This is a genomic window from Lentzea sp. NPDC042327, from assembly GCF_040647275.1.
GTDB lineage: Bacteria > Actinomycetota > Actinomycetes > Mycobacteriales > Pseudonocardiaceae > Lentzea.
Genome location: NZ_JBEZBX010000003.1, coordinates 600,661 through 619,610, shown reverse-complemented (window position 1 = coordinate 619,610; position 18,950 = coordinate 600,661). Strand labels below are relative to the sequence as shown.

Annotated in this window: 21 protein-coding genes and 1 pseudogene; 15 read left to right on the top strand and 7 right to left on the bottom strand. The window is 67.4% G+C overall.

The annotated features are described in order from the left end of the window. The first annotated feature begins 79 nt into the window (after positions 1-79). The 3 genes from AB0A63_RS10800 (at position 80) to AB0A63_RS10790 (ending at position 3,396) form a co-directional block, all read left to right on the top strand. Entirely contained in the window at positions 80-1,477 is a 1,398-nt protein-coding gene (locus tag AB0A63_RS10800) for a family 43 glycosylhydrolase (protein ID WP_360388192.1), read from the top strand. 17 nt (positions 1,478-1,494) lie between these two features. Then, positions 1,495-2,946 carry a glycoside hydrolase family 43 protein gene (locus AB0A63_RS10795; protein ID WP_360388189.1) on the top strand — a complete coding sequence of 484 codons (1,452 nt, stop codon included), beginning with the start codon at positions 1,495-1,497 and terminating at the stop codon, positions 2,944-2,946. Positions 2,947-3,030: 84 nt separating this feature from the next. Beyond that, the gene (locus tag AB0A63_RS10790) at positions 3,031-3,396 is read left to right on the top strand and encodes a hypothetical protein (protein ID WP_360388187.1); all 366 of its coding nucleotides are present in this window, start codon (positions 3,031-3,033) and stop codon (positions 3,394-3,396) included. A 557-nt stretch (positions 3,397-3,953) separates the two neighbouring features. On the opposite strand, the gene AB0A63_RS10785 is transcribed toward AB0A63_RS10790, so the two are convergent. After that, on the bottom strand, positions 3,954-4,154 hold the full coding sequence (locus AB0A63_RS10785; protein ID WP_360388184.1) for a hypothetical protein: 201 nt from the start codon (positions 4,152-4,154) through the stop codon (positions 3,954-3,956). After that, positions 4,151-4,402, bottom strand: a complete 252-nt coding sequence (locus AB0A63_RS10780; RefSeq protein ID WP_360388181.1) for a WhiB family transcriptional regulator — start codon at positions 4,400-4,402, stop codon at positions 4,151-4,153. The genes AB0A63_RS10785 and AB0A63_RS10780 overlap by 4 nt, the downstream gene beginning before the upstream one ends. Before the next feature lie 134 nt (positions 4,403-4,536). Between AB0A63_RS10780 and AB0A63_RS10775 the strand changes: the two genes are divergently transcribed. Genes AB0A63_RS10775 through AB0A63_RS10765 form a run of 3 tightly spaced genes read left to right on the top strand, consistent with a single transcriptional unit; the run spans position 4,537 to position 6,351 of the window. Then, entirely contained in the window at positions 4,537-4,944 is a 408-nt protein-coding gene (locus AB0A63_RS10775) for a transposase (RefSeq protein ID WP_360388178.1), read from the top strand. After that, the gene (locus tag AB0A63_RS10770; protein ID WP_360388176.1) at positions 4,853-5,650 is read left to right on the top strand and encodes an IS3 family transposase; all 798 of its coding nucleotides are present in this window, start codon (positions 4,853-4,855) and stop codon (positions 5,648-5,650) included. Before AB0A63_RS10775 ends, AB0A63_RS10770 begins: the two co-directional genes overlap by 92 nt. Before the next feature lie 20 nt (positions 5,651-5,670). Continuing rightward, positions 5,671-6,351, top strand: a complete 681-nt coding sequence (locus tag AB0A63_RS10765; protein WP_360388174.1) for a fatty acid desaturase — start codon at positions 5,671-5,673, stop codon at positions 6,349-6,351. On the opposite strand, the gene AB0A63_RS10760 is transcribed toward AB0A63_RS10765, so the two are convergent. The 5 genes from AB0A63_RS10760 to AB0A63_RS10740 form a co-directional block, all read right to left on the bottom strand. Further along, on the bottom strand, positions 6,274-7,782 hold the full coding sequence (locus AB0A63_RS10760) for a glycoside hydrolase family 130 protein (RefSeq protein ID WP_360388171.1): 1,509 nt from the start codon (positions 7,780-7,782) through the stop codon (positions 6,274-6,276). The genes AB0A63_RS10765 and AB0A63_RS10760 overlap by 78 nt on opposite strands. Next, the gene (locus AB0A63_RS10755; protein ID WP_360388169.1) at positions 7,779-8,789 is read right to left on the bottom strand and encodes a hypothetical protein; all 1,011 of its coding nucleotides are present in this window, start codon (positions 8,787-8,789) and stop codon (positions 7,779-7,781) included. The genes AB0A63_RS10760 and AB0A63_RS10755 overlap by 4 nt, the downstream gene beginning before the upstream one ends. Continuing rightward, positions 8,786-9,733 (bottom strand): glycosyltransferase, encoded by a 948-nt coding sequence (locus AB0A63_RS10750; protein WP_360388166.1) that lies wholly within the window; start codon positions 9,731-9,733, stop codon positions 8,786-8,788. The genes AB0A63_RS10755 and AB0A63_RS10750 overlap by 4 nt, the downstream gene beginning before the upstream one ends. Before the next feature lie 282 nt (positions 9,734-10,015). After that, the gene (locus tag AB0A63_RS10745; protein ID WP_360388164.1) at positions 10,016-10,171 is read right to left on the bottom strand and encodes a DUF6307 family protein; all 156 of its coding nucleotides are present in this window, start codon (positions 10,169-10,171) and stop codon (positions 10,016-10,018) included. Continuing rightward, positions 10,168-10,734, bottom strand: coding sequence for a DUF5994 family protein (locus tag AB0A63_RS10740; protein ID WP_360388161.1), 567 nt, complete (start codon positions 10,732-10,734; stop codon positions 10,168-10,170). Before AB0A63_RS10740 ends, AB0A63_RS10745 begins: the two co-directional genes overlap by 4 nt. 429 nt (positions 10,735-11,163) lie before the next feature. Here AB0A63_RS10740 and AB0A63_RS10735 point away from each other — a divergent pair, with 429 nt between their 5' ends. The 9 genes and pseudogenes from AB0A63_RS10735 to AB0A63_RS10695 all read left to right on the top strand — a co-directional run bounded on the left by AB0A63_RS10735 (position 11,164) and on the right by AB0A63_RS10695 (position 18,822). Beyond that, positions 11,164-11,757 (top strand): GNAT family N-acetyltransferase, encoded by a 594-nt coding sequence (locus AB0A63_RS10735; RefSeq protein ID WP_360388158.1) that lies wholly within the window; start codon positions 11,164-11,166, stop codon positions 11,755-11,757. Positions 11,758-12,286: 529 nt separating this feature from the next. Further along, positions 12,287-12,460, top strand: coding sequence for an RGCVC family protein (locus AB0A63_RS10730; protein ID WP_360388155.1), 174 nt, complete (start codon positions 12,287-12,289; stop codon positions 12,458-12,460). 223 nt (positions 12,461-12,683) lie between these two features. After that, positions 12,684-12,884 (top strand): cold-shock protein, encoded by a 201-nt coding sequence (locus tag AB0A63_RS10725; protein WP_360388152.1) that lies wholly within the window; start codon positions 12,684-12,686, stop codon positions 12,882-12,884. Between the two features lie 298 nt (positions 12,885-13,182). Beyond that, positions 13,183-14,083: pseudogene (locus AB0A63_RS10720) on the top strand (acyl-CoA desaturase). Between the two features lie 216 nt (positions 14,084-14,299). After that, the gene (locus AB0A63_RS10715) at positions 14,300-15,337 is read left to right on the top strand and encodes a transcriptional regulator (protein WP_360388151.1); all 1,038 of its coding nucleotides are present in this window, start codon (positions 14,300-14,302) and stop codon (positions 15,335-15,337) included. A gap of 153 nt (positions 15,338-15,490) precedes the next feature. Continuing rightward, positions 15,491-16,399, top strand: coding sequence for a hypothetical protein (locus AB0A63_RS10710; RefSeq protein ID WP_360388148.1), 909 nt, complete (start codon positions 15,491-15,493; stop codon positions 16,397-16,399). Positions 16,400-16,828: 429 nt separating this feature from the next. After that, positions 16,829-17,212: an HPF/RaiA family ribosome-associated protein gene (locus tag AB0A63_RS10705; protein ID WP_360388145.1), complete on the top strand. Its 384-nt coding sequence runs from the start codon at positions 16,829-16,831 to the stop codon at positions 17,210-17,212. A gap of 147 nt (positions 17,213-17,359) precedes the next feature. After that, positions 17,360-18,088 (top strand): GAF and ANTAR domain-containing protein, encoded by a 729-nt coding sequence (locus AB0A63_RS10700; RefSeq protein WP_360388387.1) that lies wholly within the window; start codon positions 17,360-17,362, stop codon positions 18,086-18,088. Beyond that, entirely contained in the window at positions 18,085-18,822 is a 738-nt protein-coding gene (locus AB0A63_RS10695) for a GAF and ANTAR domain-containing protein (protein ID WP_360388142.1), read from the top strand. The genes AB0A63_RS10700 and AB0A63_RS10695 overlap by 4 nt, the downstream gene beginning before the upstream one ends. The last annotated feature ends 128 nt before the right edge of the window (positions 18,823-18,950 follow it).

Genomic DNA, 18,950 nt, shown 5'->3' with positions numbered 1-18,950 from the left:
TCGCCGAATGAGCCGCACAATCGAATGTTGTTAGCGCTAACTCGACGATTCGCCCCGTTCGACGATGATCGGAGCCGTCATGAACCGAGGGACCCGCCTGCTCACGGCGTCCTCTCTCGTCGTCGCATCGACCCTCGTCCTGCCCGCAACGCCGGCGTCCGCGGCCACCCTGCCCGTCGGCGCGCGGTCGCTGGAGGCGGTGAGCCACCCCGGCCGGTTCCTGCGCCACGCCGACTTCCTGGGCCGCCTCGACGCCGTGACCTCGGCCAGTTCCGCCCAGGTCCGGTCGGACGCCACGGTCACCGTGGTCAACGGGCTGGCGTCACCGTCGTGCTACTCGTTGCAGGCCGCCAACGGGATGTTCCTGCGCCACCGCGACCTGCGGGTGCGCCTGGAGGCCAACGACGGCACACCCACCTTCCGCGGGGACGCGACGTTCTGCCCCGCCGACGGCTCGGTGACCGGTTCGGTGTCGCTGGTGTCGTTCAACTACCCGGACCGGCGGTTGCGGCACAAGAACTTCGAGCTGTGGGTGGAGTCCTACCAGGACACGGACAGGTTCCGCGCCGACAGCTCCTTCAAGGTCACGGCACCGTGGCAGCCGAAGACCGCCAAGGGCCCGGTGATGCCCGGCCTGTTCGCCGACCCGCACATCACCCACCTCGACGGCCGCTTCTACCTGTACCCGACGACCGACGGGTACGCGAGCTGGTCCTCCCCGTACTACAAGGCGTTCTCGTCGACCGACCTGGTGAACTGGACCGACCACGGCGTGGTCCTGGACCACGGACCGGACGTCTCCTGGGCCGACAACTCGGCGTGGGCGCCCGCGGTCGTCGCCAAGAACGGCCGGTACTACCTGTACTTCAGCGGTGGCGCGGCCACCGGTGACACGCGCAAGCACCTCGGCGTGGCCGTGTCCGACTCCCCCACCGGCCCGTTCCGCGACGCGCTCGGCCAGCCACTGGTCCGGGCCGGCACCCACCCCGGTCAGGCCATCGACCCAATGGTGTTCACCGACGACAACGGGCAGTCCTACCTGTACTGGGGCAACGGTGCCGCGCACGTCGTGCCGTTGAACGCCGACATGGTCTCCTTCGACCCGGCGGCGGTGCGCACCATCACCACGCCGGGGTTCCGCGAGGCGTCGTTCGTGCTGAAGCGCAACGGCACCTACTACTTCATGTGGTCCGAGAACGACACCCGTGACGAGAACTACCGGGTGGCCTACGCGACCGGTCCCTCGCCGCTCGGGCCGTGGACCGCACGTGGTGTCGTGCTCCAGAAACGCCTGGAGCTCGGCATCAAGGGCACCGGCCACCACTCGGTGGTCCAGGTACCGGGCACCGACACCTGGTACGCCGCCTACCACCGGTTCGCCGTACCCGGTGGCAACGGCACCAACCGCGAGGTCGCCGTCGACCGCATGACGTTCAACGCCGACGGCACCATCGCCCCGATCGTCCCCACCCTCTGACCGGAGGAGAACAAACCGTGCAACGAACCACGTCGCGCGCCGCCGCGGCCTTGGTCGCGGCGCTGCTGGTGCTCACCGCACAGGTCCTCGTCGCCGTGGACCGGGCATCGGCCGCCGACCCGTTCACCGGCTACCTGATGGCGCACTTCACCGGTGAGTCCGCGAGCGGGGAGCAGCTCTACCTCGCGCACAGCAAGGACGGCCTGCACTGGACCGACCTCAACGACGGCGCACCGGCGCTCCTGTCCACCGTGGGCACGAAGGGCGTGCGCGACCCCGCGATCGTCCGCTCCCCCGACGGCAGCCGCTACTGGATCATCGCGACGGACCTGCGCATCGCGAGCGGCACCTCGTGGGACGACGCGGCCAACCGCGGCAGCAAGTCGCTGGTCGTGTGGGAGTCCACCGACCTGGTGAACTGGTCGGCGCCGCGGTTGCTCGACGTGGCCGGCGCGATCCCCGGCGCGGGTGACGCGTGGGCGCCCGAGGCGATCTTCGACCCCGCCTCCGGCGACTACGTCATCTACTGGGCGACGAACGCGACCCTCAACGGTGTCAAGAAGCACCGCATCTACTACACGCGGACCCGCGACTTCCGCACGGTCAGCGCGCCGGCCGTGTACATCGACCGCAGCGGCAACCAGGGCGTCATCGACACCCAGATCGTCGAGTCGCCGACCAGCACCGGCGGGTTCCGCTACTACCGCGCCTCTGCGGACGGTCACATCACCATCGAGGGCAGCAACTCGGTCCTGGGAACGTGGACGCGGATCGGCGACCTGTCGCACATGGGCATCTCCAACGGCGCCACCGGCGGCAACGTCGTCGAGGGACCGATGTGGATGCCGTTCAACAACCGCAACGAGTGGGCGCTGTGGCTCGACCAGTTCGCCACCGGCCGCGGGTACATGCCGATCGCGTCCACCAACCTCGGCAGCACGCGGAACTTCCGCACCGTGTCGGACTACTCGCTCGGCGGCACCCGCAAGCGCCACGGCGGGATCATGGGCCTGACCGCCGCGGAAGAGAGCCGCGTGCTGGCCAAGTACGGCACGAGCCGGCCGGTGAACCGCCTGCAGTCGTTCAACTTCCAGGACCGCTACGTCCGGCACGCCGACTTCGACGTGCGCATCGACGCCAACGTCAGCCCGGCGCAGGACGCCCAGTTCCGGATCATGCCGGGCCTGGCCGACCCCTCCGCCGTGTCGTTCCAGTCGGTCAACTACCCCGGCTACTACCTGCGGCACGTGAACTACGACTTCGTGCTCGCGCCGCTGGACGGCACCACCCAGTTCGCGGCGGACGCCACCTTCCGCCAGGTCACCGGGCTGGCCTCGTCGTCGTGGAGCTCGTTCCAGTCCTACAACCACCCCGACCGCTACATCCGGCACTACGCCTACCTCCTGAAGCTGGAACAGATCACCACCGCCACGGCGCGCAGCGATGCCACGTTCCGCCTGACCGGCTGACCACGCCACAGCTCGGGAGGGGTGGGTGCCGGCTGGCGGCCACCCCTCCCGTCCCCACCCGACCCATCCCGGCAAGAAGGGCACATGCGCGCACTCAACTCCCGGCTCGCGGCACTGGTCGCGGCCGTTGCCCTGTGCCTGGTCTCCCACTCCCTCGCCGCACCGCAGCGCGCCGTCGCCGCCGCCGAGCCCGGCTACCTGATGGTGCACTTCACCGGTGACTCCGCGATCGACCAGCAGCTCCACCTCGCGCACAGCAGCGACGGCCTGCACTGGACCGACCTCAACAGCGGCGCACCGGCGCTGCGCTCCACGATCGGCACGAAGGGCGTGCGCGACCCCGCGCTGGTGCGCTCGCCCGACGGCAGCCGGTACTGGATCGTCGCAACGGACCTGTGCATCCGCTGCGGCTCCACGTACACCAACGGCAGCCCCAGCCTGGCAGTGTGAGGGCCAGGGGTTCGAGTCCCCTCAGCTCCACAATTGGATACAGCATAAGAATCGCCCGCTGACCTGCGTAAGCAGGTTCAGCGGGCGATCTTGCTTTTCCGTCCCAAGTGGACGGTTGTATGCCTAACTGGAGCAAAACTGGAGTACGGTCCCGAACCTGGCGAAATAGGGTCACGGAGCTGCGCCAGAATCGGTCATCCGGTCGGGTGGTTGTCCACAAGACTTTTGTTCGCCTGCTGACGTGTCGGCGATGGCGTCTGGTACGTCGGACCGTGCTGCGCACGATGCGGGCGGGTACCGCGTGTTCATGGGCTGGCGCGTGCGTGATGGCGGTGGCCGGACCGCTGCCGTCTGTCGGGTCGTGAAGGTCCGGACTGAACGAGGCCGCTGCCGTTCGGTCATCACGCTGCGGCAGGTAAGTCGTGCCCGAAGTTGGTGGCTGACTTGTTCCCATCCTTGTGGTGCCCTCGGCGGGAGCACCAAAGGATGGGAACAGGGCTGACCAGCGGTTTCAGGTCGGATGCTTGGTCGTGCAGGCCAGTTTCATGTTGTAGTAGTCAGGTGACGCTCGCGTGCGGTGGCGTGCTGCTGCCGTTTCGGTGGTGCCACAGCACTACGTCGCGGATGACCGCCGCCTGTTGCAGGGCAAGACGCTCAGCTTCGGCGCCGTCAACGAGATTGATCTCGAAGACGACGTCCGTCGCTTTACGTTGCTGCTGGCGGCGGGTCCGCTGCGTGGAGTTGGGCGTCGTGTTCATGCTGCGGTCTGAACCTCAGCATGTCCAAGTGCTTCGCGGTCGGCCAGATCCATGCCGCCCCACACGCCGTAGCTCTCGTCAGTGGTAAGTGCCGTAATGGCACAGGTCAGGCGGACCGGGCACAGGCGACAGATCTCTTTGCAGTCCGCCGCAGCCTTGCTTCCTGACTCGGCGTCGATCCAGTCGACTTCCCGGTCTGCGTTTCGGCATGCTGCGTGCACGTGCCACTTCGGTGCACGCAGCGCCACGAGTGTGGTCGTACGGCCGGACGAAGAGGACCACCGAGAAGGTAGTCGACGAGGTGGCGGGAGGCGGTGAGGTTCACCCCGAGTAGTGGACACCGAGTTAGCAGGACCTGGGGTTCTGCTGAAAGGATGTCCTCATGCCTCCTCGTAAGCGCCGTTCGTACACGGCTGAGTACAAGGTTGAGGCTGCGCATCGTGTGATCGATTCCGGCCGGACGATCAGCGAGGTTGCCCGCGAGCTCGGGATCGACGCGGGAATGTTGAGCGTCTGGGTCAAGGATGAGCGGCGCCGGATCGCTGCGGCCGAGGCCCACGGGGACACGCCTCTGGAGGCGGCCGAGCAGGCCGAGCTGCTGCGGTTGCGTAAACAGGTCGCCGAGCTCGAGAAGGACAACGCGTTCCTGGTAAAAGCCTCGGCGTACTTTGCCGCGAGCCTCCGGCTACTACGCCTACGTGAAACGTTGTGCCGCAACGGTGTTGACACCTCGTCAGCAGCGTCGCGCAGACCTGGAGGTGAAGATCACCCAGGCGCACAAGGACTCTGACGGCACCTACGGATCGCCACGGATCACCGCGGACCTGAGGGATCAGGGCGAGGTGGTCAGCGCCAAAACCGTCGCCAAGGTCATGGCCGATATCGGGATCGAGGGCATCAGCCCACGCACGTTCAAGGTCAGAACGACGGTCTCCGACCCGGCGGCGTCGTTCCCGCCGGATCTCGTCGACCGCGAGTTCGATCAAGGCCGTCTGGACGCCGTGTGGCTCACCGACATCACGTACTTGTCTTGCGGTGAGGGCGAGATGTTCCTGTGCGCGATCCGGGACGGGCACTCCCGCACGGTGCTCGGCTACAGCGTCGCCGGCCACATCAGTGCCGAGATGGTCACCACCGCCATCGAGGCGGCCGTGACCGTCCGCGGCGGTGAATGTCGTGGCACGGTCCTGCATTCCGACTGCGGCGGCGAGGAGTACACGGCGAATCTGACCGCACAAGCGTGCTTCCGGCATGGGCTGCGCCGATCGATGGGCGCGACCGGGATCTGCTGGGACAACAGCCCCGCCGAGTCGTTCTGGTCGACGTTCAAACACGAGCACTACTACCGGCACTTCTACGCCACGAAGACGGAACTCGTTGCCGCAGTTGACAAGTGGATCCGTTTCTACAACAGTACGCGGCGGCACTCCGCGCTCGGGATGCGCAGTCCCAGCGACTACGAGAAGTCACTCCGAGCGGCTGCCGGAATCTCTTAAGCCCCTGTCCACCGTTCGGGGTGAACCTCAACATCGGCTACAGCGCGCTGCGCATCCACCCGGAACAACCGTGGCACCCGATCTACCTGGCGCAGCCGTTCTACAACATGGCGCTCGCGATGTTCTTCGAGTGGGGAATCACGATCTACGACGTCGAGCTGGAACGTGCCTGGCGTGGCGAGAAGAGCTGGCGCGAGGCGCTGACGCAGCTGCGCGGTGTCCTCGGCAAGGCCGGCCGTCAGGTGATCAAGGACTACGTCGCGTTCCCACTGCTGTCAGGCCCGTCGTTCCTGCCGACGTTGCTCGCGAACCTGACCGCGAACACGATCCGCAACGTGTGGACGCACACGATCATCTTCTGCGGCCACTTTCCTGACGGCACGGTGGTCTTCACCGAGGACCAACTCGACGGCGAGACCCGCGGTGAGTGGTACCTGCGTCAACTGGCCGGTTCGGCGAACATCGACGGCGGCACGCTGTTCCACCTCATGACCGGAAACCTCAGCCACCAGATCGAGCATCACCGGTTCCCGGACCTGCCGAGCAACCGGTACGCCGAGATCGCGCCGCGCGTACGTGCGCTCTGCGAACGATTCGGCCTGCCCTACACCACTGGCCCGTTGCTACAACAGACCGCCAGCGTGTGGAAACGCGTGCTGAGGCTCGCTTTCCCCGGTCAGGGCGGCCAGCAGGCCACGTAGTGACGTGGTCGCCAGCCCGATGGAGGCGTCGCTGGCACCGTAGGGGATCACCAGCGTGTCGTCGTGCAACAGGGGACCGCAGGAGTAGACGACGTTGGGTACGTAGCCGTCGCGTTCGGCGGCGGTGGGCAGCAGCAGCGGTTGAGGCAGGGTCGCCAGCACCCGTTCGGGGTGGTCGAGGTCGAGCAGGATCGCGCCCATCGAGTAGACGCGCATCGGGCCGACTCCGTGGGTCAGCACGAGCCAGCCCTCGGAAGTCTCGATGGGCGAACCGCAGTTGCCGACCTGGACGAGGTCCCAGTCCCTGGCGGGCACCTCCACCGGTCGTGGCTCGTTCCAGGTCCTGATGTCGTCGGAGGTCGCCACGGCCGTGCTCTCCCCGTCGCCGCGCGTCAACGCCGCGTACCGGCCGCCGATCTTCCTGGGGAATAGGGCCATGCCCTTGTTGCGAGCGGCCGACCCCGTCGTCTGTGTGACGTGGAAGGTGCGGAAATCCTTGGACTGCAACAACTGTGGTGCGACGTCCACACCGTCGTAGGCGGTGTAGGTGGCGTAGTAGGTCTGGTCGCCATCATCGTCGGTGAAGCGCACGAACCTGGCGTCTTCCATGCCCTGGCGTTCGGACGGGCCGGTCGGCCAGAGCACCCGGCCGCTGATGACGGTGTCGTCGGGAAACTCCGAGGTGTAGTTGCACGCGGCGATCCACCGGATCAGCTCCACGGTCCGGTGTGCCTCCTGGCGGGCGACCAGACTCGGGTGCAGATCGGCCAGCACGAGATTCAGGTCGGCGTCGGTGAACCGCTCGGGCAGCCACCGGTTCAGCACGCCGGAGACCTCGTCGTCGTGGCCGAGCTCGGCGAGTTTGCCCAGGAAGAGGCTCTTCTCGTACACCGCCTCCCGATGGAGGCCGGTGGTGATGACGTTCGGGGGCGCGTCGACGGTGAGCACACCGTCAGGACCGACCACCCCGGTCCGGAAACCGATCGACGACAGATGGCCCTCACCGATGCCGCGGACACTCAGCACGAACCGCAGATGTCCCGGTGCCAGCCCGCTCTGATCGGGGTGCGCGACCATGGACGGGTTGCACAGCGCGGCGCCTTCGATAGCGTACTCATGCGTGAAGTACGCGCCGATGAGCAGCCGGCGGGACTCGGACAGCTCGACGCCCTCGGGGAAGCGGTGGCTGACGCTCGCGAAGTGGTCGGCGAAAGTCACGCGGACGTCCCTGTGGCGTCCCGCGAACAGGCCGATGGTGCGGTCGAGCGTGGCGCACGCGGTTTCCTCGTCCAGCGCCATCACTCGCCGGATCACGGCCGCGGACCGCGACTCGTGTTCGGGCCGTTCCTCTCCCGGCACGAACAGTTTGGTGATGACCCGGCGCGGATCCGGCCGCAGCCGCAGCGAGGCGCGAGTGACACGGGCGTTCATCCGGTGCTCCCCAGCAGAGTGCGGCCGTGTTGCAGGGTGGAGATCAGCGCCAGGGTCGACTCGGCGCCCTGGTTGCGGTTGGGTCCTCCGTGCGTGAGTCCGTCGTAGCCGCCCCCGGTCTCCCTGTCGTGCATGGGCAGACCCAGGTCGTTGTCGCCGTCGAACCACGCGACCGCGCGGCGGACACCGGTGAGCCACATCAGGTCGCCGGTGACCTGGTAGGCGCGGGCGCAGGCGTCGGCCAGCGCCGCCACCTCGATGGGTTGCTGGTCGAACGCCGGGCGAGGCTCGCCGAGGTGCCAGCCGCCGGCCGGGGTCGGCGAGAGATGGATCTCGGCGGACTCGACGGTCAGCAGCCAGTCCAGCAGCCGCAGCCCGTCGTCGCGGATCTTGCGTTCCGAGAGGAGATGACCTGCGGCGATCAGCGCCTCGGGCAGCACCGCGTTGGCGTAGAAGAGTCGTTTCTCCGGCCACGGCCAGGTCGGTACGTCGCCGGGTTCGCCTACGTACGAGGCGATGTCACCGAGCAGCTTGGCCGCGAGGGCGTGCTCGGAGTCGGCGCTGAGCACCTCGGCGGCGCCGAGCGCGGCGAAGGCCATCGACCGCACCGACGGAGGCCTGTGGTGGGCGCTTGCCTCGAAGCGGTCCAGAGCAGCCGTGCGCATCCAGGGCACCGGGCAGCGGGCAGCCGCGGTGCCCAGTCCCCACAACGCGCGTCCCCACCAGTCACCCAGCCCCGGCTCGTCCCGCCAGCCGCGGTCAGGTCCGAGCCGGTTGTGGAACCGCCCGTCGTCGGCCTGCGCGTGGGCGGTGAAGGCGAGATAGCGCTCCAGCAGGATGACCAGATCGGCGGACAGCTCCGGTTCGCGGCTCAGGACGACCAAGCCTCGGGCGACGTCGTCCAGGCAGTAGCCGTGCTCCCGGCGAGGCAACGGCCCGTCGGCGTGCTCGTACAGGCCCGTGTCGTCGCTGAGCCGGGCCAGGTGGGTGAAACTCGGGCCGGTCACGTCGTCACGGCGACTCGGGCGGCGAGCAGGTGCTCCGCCAGGTCTCGATACCGGCTCGCGACCGCCGGCCAGTTCAGTGCCGGGGCGAGGCTCGCCGAGCGGTCGCTCATCCCGGCCGCGAGTCCCGGTTCGGTCAGCACCCGCCGCAACGCCGCGGTGATGGCGGCAGGGTCGCGGTGGGGCACCAGCAGCCCGGCCCCGTTCGCCAGCAGCTCGGCGGCGTGAGGGAACTCGGTCGCGACCACCGGTTTGCGAGCGGCCAGGGCTTCGACGAGCACACCGGACGTGACCTGCTCGGACGAGTCGTAGGGCAGGAGGATGACGTCGGCCTGGCCGACCAGCTCCGCCAGTGCGTCCACTTCGAGGTAGGTCGAATCGAACTCGACCAGGTCCGCGACGCCGAACGCGGCGGCGCGGTTGCGCAGGTTCCTGCGGTAGGCCTCACCCTCGTGCGCCAGCACCTTGGGATGGGTCTGGCCGGCCACCAGGTAACGCGGCTTCAGATCGCGCAACGCACCCAGTGCGGAGATGCCCCACTCGATGCCCTTGCCACGCCCCAGCAAGCCCCAGGTGAGGATCATCGGCCTGTCTGCGGACGGATCGCGGGCGGGTGGCTCGACGGGGAGCGCGCCGTGCGGAATCACGACGACCTCATCGGGCCGTCCGACGGCGTAGCCGTCCACGAGCCGGCGCCGCGCGGCTTCGGACATGGTCACCACGGCGTCGGCGTAGCCGACTACCTCCTCGAGCACCTGCCGCTGGCCAGGGGTGGGCGTGGTGAGCACCGTGTGCAGCACGATGATCACCGGGACCCGCAGCCGGGCCAGCACACCGAGCACGTCCGCACCATCACGGCCGGCGTAGATCCCGTACTCGTGCTGCACCACCACCATGTCGCAGCGGTTGAGCACGTCGGCCGCGGCCTCGACCGCGCCGGGGATCATCTCGTGCACCACTGATGTTCCCGCTACGGCGGCGGGTTCGTGATCCGGCTCCGCGAGAACACGGACCACCTTGCCCTTGCTGTCCGGCGTCACCGCGGTCAGATGGCTCAGCAGAGAAGCGGTGAACGTGGCGAGTCCGCATTGCGTGGGTGGATACGTACTCAGGAAACCGTACGTGCGAAGCACAAAGGACCTTCCGGGTCGGCTGGAATGTGGGACCGGTGACCACCGGCGCTGAGTCCTCCCGGGGCGCCCGGGCTGTTGGAACGCGCCGGTCGGCGATCAGCGGACGTGCTCCGGGATGTGGTCCAACGCGCCCAGCACGTGCACGGCAAGACCCTGTGCGTCTTTCGCGCTGAGTTCGGTGTGCGCAGCCAGGACTTCTTGGACCAGCTTGACTCTGCGCTCGTACAAGGACAGGTAGGTCGATGTCGTCATGGGGTGTGCTTCCTGTTCTGCTCCGGGATTCGGCCGCCGTCTGCTTCCCAGCCCGCGAGAGCGATCCGGGACAGGTCGGCCGTGCGTTGCGTCGACGCGGTCATGCTGACGCCCGCAGCGAGCAGGTCGTCGACAGTCTGGGTGTTGCCGCGATCGGCGGTGATCATCATGGTCTGCTGCGCGGCGGCCGGGTCGGTGTTCGACGGCACGACGAGCAGCGTGAGCCGGTGCTTGTCCGCCGCGAGCACGTCCACGGTGTGCGGGGGCCTGGAGATGAACCCGTCGAGCCGGATCTGGCGGCCGTCGCCGATGATGCGGCGCGGCGCGGAGTTCCACTCGGTCATGTTGTAGCTCACCCGCAGGATGTCGCCCAGGCGAGCTCCCAGCGCTGCGAGCAACGAGGGCAGCTCGGCGGCGAGGTCGCGGGAACGTGGCCACCAGGCCCCGTCGACGTGTCCCGTCGTGGGCGCCTTCGGCCGCAGCCGCAGTCGTTGCGAGAGCTGAGACTGCTCGGGGATCGCAGTGGCAGGTGAGGCTTCGGAAAGGTGGGGTGCTGACGTCATGTCAGGACTCCCGTCCCCGGCCGGAAAAACAGCCGGTCTAGTTTCGCCGAGCACGGCATGAACTCGATTGCCCATATACGCGCTGTTCTCGGCAACTTCACTCTACACCGATTCAGTCATGATCGACCGAAATGTCGCCAAATTTCTGGATCACCCACCCGCATGTCAGATCGAAGTACGGAAAACGCCTTCAGTGACCCAAACCTGCAGGTCAGATACTCACAGCTGACTCTCAGGATGACGTAGGCCGGATTTTCTGATCACACAGGGCTCGACCACTTGTGCCAGTGGCGCGTGTAGCATGGAGGAAAAAGTGCCGCTTTTCAACGGCCTCCTCGATCCTTCCCGAAATGGCCTGGCGATCCATATCGGACCATTTGCTCGAACATCACCCGGCCAGCTCGCGCAACCGGGGGACGGAGTACCGATATGAGCACGTCGACATGGACGACCCACCCGCTGACCACAGAGCGCCTGACCTTGCGGCCCTGGATGGTCGACGACGCACAGGCCGCGCTGGACGTCTACGGCCACGCCGAGGTGACACGCTGGCTCAGTCCCGACATGGACCGGGTGCCCGACCTCGCGGCCATGCGGCTGTTGCTGCAGCAGTGGAGCGCTGAAGGCGCCCGGTTGCCCGCTCCGGCCGGCCGATGGGCCATCCAGCGCAACACGGACGATCGTGTGATCGGCGGCGCCGTCCTGCTTCCGCTGCCGCCAGGCGACGAGGATCTGGAGATCGGCTGGCAGCTGTGCCCCGACGCCTGGGGCAACGGCTACGCCACCGAGACCACCCACGCGCTGGCCAGCTGGGCGTTCAGCCAGAACGTCCAGGAGATCTTCGCCGTCGTCCGCCCTGGCAACGCCCGCGCCGCGGCCACCGTCCGCAACAACGGCATGCACTGGGTCGGCGAGACCACCAAGTACTTCGGCGTCGAGCTGCAGGTGTTCCGTCTCCGTGCGGCTGACCTCGATCGGGCGGCACCCACGGCGCTGCAGCCACCCAACCTCAGTGGCGACTGACTCTCTGCCGCACAGCGGCCCGTTCGGCGCAGCGTCGACCTGTCTTCGTGAGCCGCGCGGGTCCGCCACCACGGACAGGAGACACGTGGAACAGCTCAGCCTCGGAGTGATCGCGCAGTCCCGCAAGGAGAACGGACCCGGCTTTCCCCGCATCCGTTACACCTGGCCAGGATCCACGCGGACCTCCTCGCAAAACGACGATCTGTCCACTTCGGCCACTGGCGCCCTGGTCGTCGGCGTCTCCTGCGACGCGGGCATGGCTTCGGATGGGCACGCCCACCTCGTTCACGGAGCAGGACTTCCTGGTGGGCGACCACGTGCCTTACCACGGCGTGGACCACAGCCCGTCCTGTCCTGTGGAGCTCGGCGACCTGGGGGATCAGCGAAGCGCTGCTCCCGCACCTGCGTCCGGTGCTCACCGGCGCCTGGGACTCCAGCGAGATCATCCGGCGTGCCATCGAGGTCCGCGAAGGAACCATCCTGAACACCCGCATCCTCTTCTTCCAACACCGATCATCGGAGTACCCGCATGCCCGTGTCTGAGCTGCAAACCGCCGTACTGTCCGACCACTCCGAGCACTCAGGCACCGCAGGCATCTGTGTCGTGTGCCCGCACCCGTGGCACGAGCACGACCCGATCGGTGTTCGCTACTGCACCGCGACCACCGCCTCCGCGCTGTCCCGAGGCTGCATCTGCCGGTGACGTGCGACACCTGATGCCACCACGGGAACTAATTTGCCCGCGGCGGTGTTGTACGAGGTGGTCGTAGAGTTTTGTGTTCGTGGTTCATCACGCTCGCGGAAACGGTGTTGCGGGCGCTTCTTTCTTTTTTCTGCAGGACAAGCTGGAGAAGTCGCCGTCTGAAGCCCGGCCTGGGAATCGCATTCCGCGGTGCCCACCCCAGCCCCTGACAAGGAGAAGGACAATGACACGGGGAACCGTGAAGTGGTTCAACGCGGAGAAGGGCTTCGGCTTCCTCTCCCGCGAGAACGGGCCAGACGTCTTCGTGCACTACTCGGAGATCGACGGTCACGGCTACCGCAGCCTCGAGGACGACCAGCGCGTCGAGTTCGAGGTGACCCAGGGCCCCAAGGGCCCGCAGGCCACCGCCGTCCGCGCCATCTGACCTCACATCGTGCTCCTACCAGCTGACACACGCTGACGGAGACACCAACCCGATGCCCCTCGACCATCCCCCGATCGAGGGGCATCGGCCTCAGCACATCGGTTTTGCCACCGCCACACCACGGGTATCCAGGCGGTGTGACGACCTGACGCGGGTCGCCTGACATCCGGCACCTGCCAAATCCCACACCGATCGCCCTGGACCCCGGCGACGGAGAACGTATGCCGTCCCCGGAGGTACGAGCGTGAGTGCGCAAGTCGAATCGAACGTCCGTCAAGCCGACGCCGCGCCGCAGCCCATGCTGGCCGGAGAGAAGTCCCCGGCCGAGATGTTCCTGGTCAAGTTGTTCGCCGTCATACCAGCGCTGGCACTGGCGGCAGCGGTTCCGCTGGCGTGGGGCTGAGGTCTGGGCTGGGTCGACGTCGGTCTCGCCGTTTCTTCCACACCCTCACGTGTCTCGGCGTGACGATCGGATTCCACCGCTACTTCACGCACGGTGCTTTCAAAGCCAACCGCGCACTGCGGATCGGGCTCGCGGTGACCGGCAGCATGGCCATGCAGGGCCCGATCATCGGCTGGGTCGCCGACCACCGCCGCCACCACGCCTACGCTGACCGCGAAGGGGACCCGCACTCCCCCTGGTTGTTCGGCACCTCGGCCACCGCGCTGGCCAAGGGTTCTGGCACGCCCACCTGGGCTGGATGTTCCGCCGGGAACTGACCAATGCCGCACGCTTCGCCCCCGACCTGCTCGCCGACCCGGACATCCAGCGCGTCAACCGCTGGTTCCCCGCACTGACCGCCGTGACACTGCTCGCACCCGCGCTGATCGGCGGGCTGGCCACCTGGAGCTGGTGGGGAGCGCTGACCGCGTTCTTCTGGGCCGGTCTCGTCCGCGTCGCCGTGCTGCACCACGTCACCTGGTCGGTCAACTCGATCTGCCACATGATCGGCGACCGGCCGTTCGAGGCGCGCGACAAATCCGCGAACTTCTGGCCCCTGGCGATCCTGTCCATGGGTGAGTCCTGGCACAACTCCCACCACGCCGATCCCACCTGCGCCCGTCACGGCGTCCGCCGCGGCCAGATCGACATCTCCGCGCGACTGATCTGGGTCTTCGAGAAGCTCGGCTGGGCCACCAAAGTCCGCTGGCCGAGGCCGGAACGACTGGCCCGCAACCTCAAGACCACCACTTCCTGACCCTCACACCCGTTTGGCGTCATCCGCAGCCACACCATTCGGTGGCAGCATTCACGACGCAGCTCGGTTATTTTCGAAAGCAGCCGAGTCCCTTCGGCGAAGGCACAGGTCAAGCTCCAGGCCCGGTGATGACCCGGTCATCGGCGAGAGGGCTGCGTTATCCGCTCCGGCCCCCGGCGGCGCCCACTTCTCAGTCGCCCTGTCAGGAGTGCCGCCATGGCCATCCCGGATTCCTCTCCTGCTCACGAACGTTCACCGCGATCGATTGACGTCTCCGACGTCGTTCGGCTGGAGGCGGACACGCACGCTCTGCGCGCGCTGGACTACCGGCAAGGCGGTGACTCCTGTCTCGACGCGGTCCGCACCCGGATGCGGGAAGGGCTGCTGATGCTCGACGCGTCAGCCACCGAGAAAGTGCGGCGGCGGCTGCATGTCGCGCTGGCCGACCTGCACAACCTCGCCGGCTGGGTGTGCTTCGACGCCGGTCTGGTCAGCAACGCCCGCGTGCAGTTCACCCGAGCACTTGTGTTCGCCGGGTGGGGCCGGCACGACGGGCTGGTCGCCAACATCTGCTATCGGCTCGGCCGCGTGTGCCTGCACCACGAGAGCCTTGACGAGGCGTTGGACTACTTCCGGCTCGGCCAGCTCGCGGCGACGCGGCCGGGCAACGAGATCGCGGCCAGCATTCTGTCGGTGAACTCGGCGTGGACCCATGCCAAGCACGGGGCCGGCGACCAGGCGCTCGCCGAGCTCGACCGTGGCCGGGACCAGTTCGCGGCCGCCGACCACACCCAGGTGCCCGACTGGGCCAGGTTCTTCACCACGACCGATCTGTCAGCCGTCGCCGGCGCCGTGCACACAGATCTCGCTCGAACAGTGAGCCCTCGCCACACCCGAATCGCGATTCCGTTGCTCATCGAAGCGACCGACGACTACGACGACGACATGACCCGCAGCCGTGCGTTCAGCCTCGTCCTGCTGTCGATCAACCACCTGCTCGACCGAGACCTCGACATCGGCGTCGACATCGGATTCCGCGCGCTGGCGTCCGCCGAGACCCTGGCCTCGGCACGAGTCCGCGATCGCATCCGTCCGCTCGGCCGGCAAGCGGAACGGCACGCCTCCCACGCCGGCGCGCAGGAACTAGCCGCGAGCATTGCCACTTACGCCACCACCGGTCCGTCAGCACCACTGCGGTCCGCGCCGACGCCGACCGCCCAGCCACGAGCCCCGCACGACAACGACAAGTACTGATCGACGCGGTCCGTTCACGTATTTTACGCCATGGGGAATCGGCAGGAGATTTTCAAGAGACCGCAATTCACGACAGAACCGTTCGAGTCACCGAGGTGTACAGGAACATCTCGGAGGAGTAGGTTGTGGGTTGTTGCTCAAGACCTCGGTAGCGTGTCAGACGCGAGCCGAGGTTTTTTCGTACAACAATTTGCCCCAGGAATAGAAGTAGTCATGCGAAAGCTCCGCACGACCATCCACGCCCTGATTGGAACCATCGTCGTCATCGGGGGTTTGACCGTCGTCACCCCGGTGGCACAGGCCATCACCATCCCCGTGGCGTGCAGCGAGAACGCTCTCGTTGACGCGGTGAGCCTCGCCAACTCCACGACCGCGACGGACACCCTCGTCCTGACGAGCGGCTGCACCTACGGTCTGACCTCGCCCCATGGCGGCCTGGCCAACGGACTGCCGGTGATCACCACTCGGATCGAGATGATCGGCCCTGCGACGATCACCCGCTCCTCACTGCTGCTCTTCCGCATCGCCGAGGTCAGCACCACCGGCAACCTCACCCTCACCACGTCGGTCGCGATCACCAACGGCAGCGTCGTAGGCCATGGTGGCGGCATCCTCAACCGCGGCGCGGTGACCTTCACCCGCAGCAGCTTGAGCGGCAACACGGCGACACTCAACGGTGGTGGACTGGCCAACGCTGACACCCCTTCCGGCACAGCGCCGGCCGCAACGTTCACCCGAAGCCCGGTGTTCAGCAACACGGCTCTGCTGCGCGGCGGCGGCATTTACAACGGTCTCCGAGGCACGCTGACAACCACCGGCGTCTCCGGCAGCCCGATGCCGATCATCGGCAACACCGGCTCACAGGGTGGCGGCATCGCGGCCGTCAGATCCACCGCGACCACCATGACCCAGACCGCCGTGTCCGGGAACCTCGCGCTGCTGACCGCGGGGGGCGTCTACCGCAACGGCGGAACCATGACCACGACCGACTCGCCGATCAGCGCCAACACGCCGAACAACTGCGTCGGCAGCACCCCGGCAGTGCCCAACTGCACCGGGTAGTCAGATCCGGAAAGGACGTGCGGGCTTCCCTCCGGGAAGACCCGCACGTCGCCTCACCCGTCCGCGGACCTGCCGAGCGAACCGCAGGAGCGCTGGGCCGAGTGCGGCGCGATGGGCACCACCGCGCCATCCACCCACGTGAGGCGTAGTGTGAGGTGTGCAAGCCCCCTGCCTGAAAGGGGGTGTTCATGACCGATACGTGCGCCATCAGGCCCGTACAGTCACAATCCTCCGACACGGCCCCGTCGGCCACTGCCGAGCTCGCTCCTTCAACGGCCGCCCGTTCCCAACCCGTGGCGTGCCCCCGAGCGGGAGTGATGTGCTCCATCGGACGGTGACAAAGGGAGCAGCCCAGGCCAGGCCGGCGCGAATCTTGCACGCGCCACCGTGTCCGTCGAGCACAACCATCCACAAAGGACTGATAGTCGCATGAACAAAACCCCGGACGACACAGCTGTTGTCGCCCAGCGCCTGCACCTCGCCACCGGCTTCCTCGCGTCAGAACGAGGATGGGTCGTGGAACGCCTCGCCGCCCTCGGTTCGCGACTGCGGTCGTTCCGCGACGACCAGATAGACCTGGAAATCAGCGTGAAGGACCGCAAGGGCGTCGAGCAGCGAGTCACCCTCGAATGCTGGATCAACCGCACTCCTCGCCTGCATCTCGTCGCCACGTCGTCGGAGCGCGACCTGCCAGGGGCGCTCAACGAGGTACGCGACGAACTCGTCCGTCAGGTCGACGAGGCCAAGACCCGGACTGAACCACGCAGCAACCGCGCGCTGAGGTCTGTGCCCCGGCTGCCCGAGCACGAATAGCACCCGCGGTCAGGACGCGTTCCTCCTTCCGAGCGCCGGTATCCGTCAAACCACCTACCTGATCTCGGCGCGCGTCCGCCCGTTTGGCAGGCCACCTGGGGCTAGGCTTTCGTTCGCACGAGATCACAATGGCGAGGAGTGACCAGCATGGGCACGAATCGGCATCTCGACATCCTCGTGGTGATCAATGAGATCGCCAGAGCGGACCAGGAGCCCACGGGTGTCCGTCATGTTTGTCTTGCCTGCCGGGCAGGCCTGAACGCGGCCGGCGTCGGGGTCTACCTGGCCGGTACCGTGCAACCGCTCGAAGTCATCGGGACGGCGGGCGAGGAGATGGCCGAGCTGCAGGTGACGATGGGTGAGGGGCCCGTATCGGAGGCTCTGCGGCAGAACCAGCCGGTGTTGGTGCCCGACCTGGCGAACGGGTGGAGTGCGCAGCGCTGGCCCGTGTTCGCCCCGGCCGCCGTCGCGGCGGGGGTGGCGGCGGTGTTCGTGATCCCCCTGACGATGGGGGCGATCGCGTTGGGCGCGTTGGAGATCTGCCGGGATGTCGACGGCCCGTTGTCGCCGGATGAGCTCGCGGATGCGCTGCTGTTCGCGGACACCGCGACAGCGCTGTTGCTCGGCCGGTCCGCGGCGCCGGCGGCGCTGGACGGCGGTGATCTGTGGGGTACTGAGCCGGAGCGTCGCTGGGGTGTGGTGCACCAGGCCACCGGCATGGTGTCGGTGCAGCTGGACACCGATCTCGGTGAGGCGTTCCTGCGGCTGCGCGCGCACGCGTACCTCACCGGCCTGCGTCTGTCGGAGGTAGCGGCGGACGTGGTCGCGCGCAGACTGAGATTCACCCCGGATACCGACCATGAGAAACAGAGGTGAGTCACGTGTTGGACCGGCGGATCACTCAGACCTTCGTCGAGCTTGCGGACACGCTCGTGTTGCGGTTCGACGCCATCGACTTCCTGCACACCCTGACCGAACGCTGCGTCGAACTGCTCGAGGTGGACGCGGTCGGAATCCTGCTGGCCGACCAGCGCGGTGCGCTGAACCTGGTGGCGGCGTCCACCGAGCAGGCCCGGATGCTGGAGCTGTTCCAGTTGCAGGACGAGGAGGGCCCGTGCCTGGACTGCTTCCACACCGGGCAGCCGGTGGAGTGCGTGGACCTGGCGCAGGAGCCGCAGCGCTGGCCCCGGTTCGCGGGCGCGGCACGTGAGCAGGGGTTCTCCGCCGTTCACGCGGTGCCGATGCGATTGCGTGAGCAGATCATCGGCGCGCTGAACCTGTTCCGGACCTCGCCCGGCGCCATCCCGGAGGACGCGGTCGAGCTGGCGCAGTCCTTCGCCAACGTGGCGACGATCAGCATGCTCCAGGTTCGCGCGCTCCGGCACAGCGAGATGGTCACCGAACAGCTGCAGAACGCGCTCAACAGCCGCATCGTCATCGAACAGGCCAAGGGCATCCTTACCGAGCGCCTGCAGATCGATGTCGCGGACGCGTTCTCCCTGATGCGCACCCATGCCCGCAACAGCCACCAACTGCTGTCGGACATCGCGCAGCAGGTGATCGCGCGATCGCCGGAGGTCGCCGAACTGATGCGGGTCGACAAAGCCTGACGCCCGTAGAGGGGCGCCGCACAGCCCACGGGCGTAGCTCGACGGTACCGAGAGCACTTCGCGGAAGCCGAACCAGCGCCGTTCTCGGCGTTCCCCGTGAACGGTTGTCCGCCGACCGGGACGGGAGT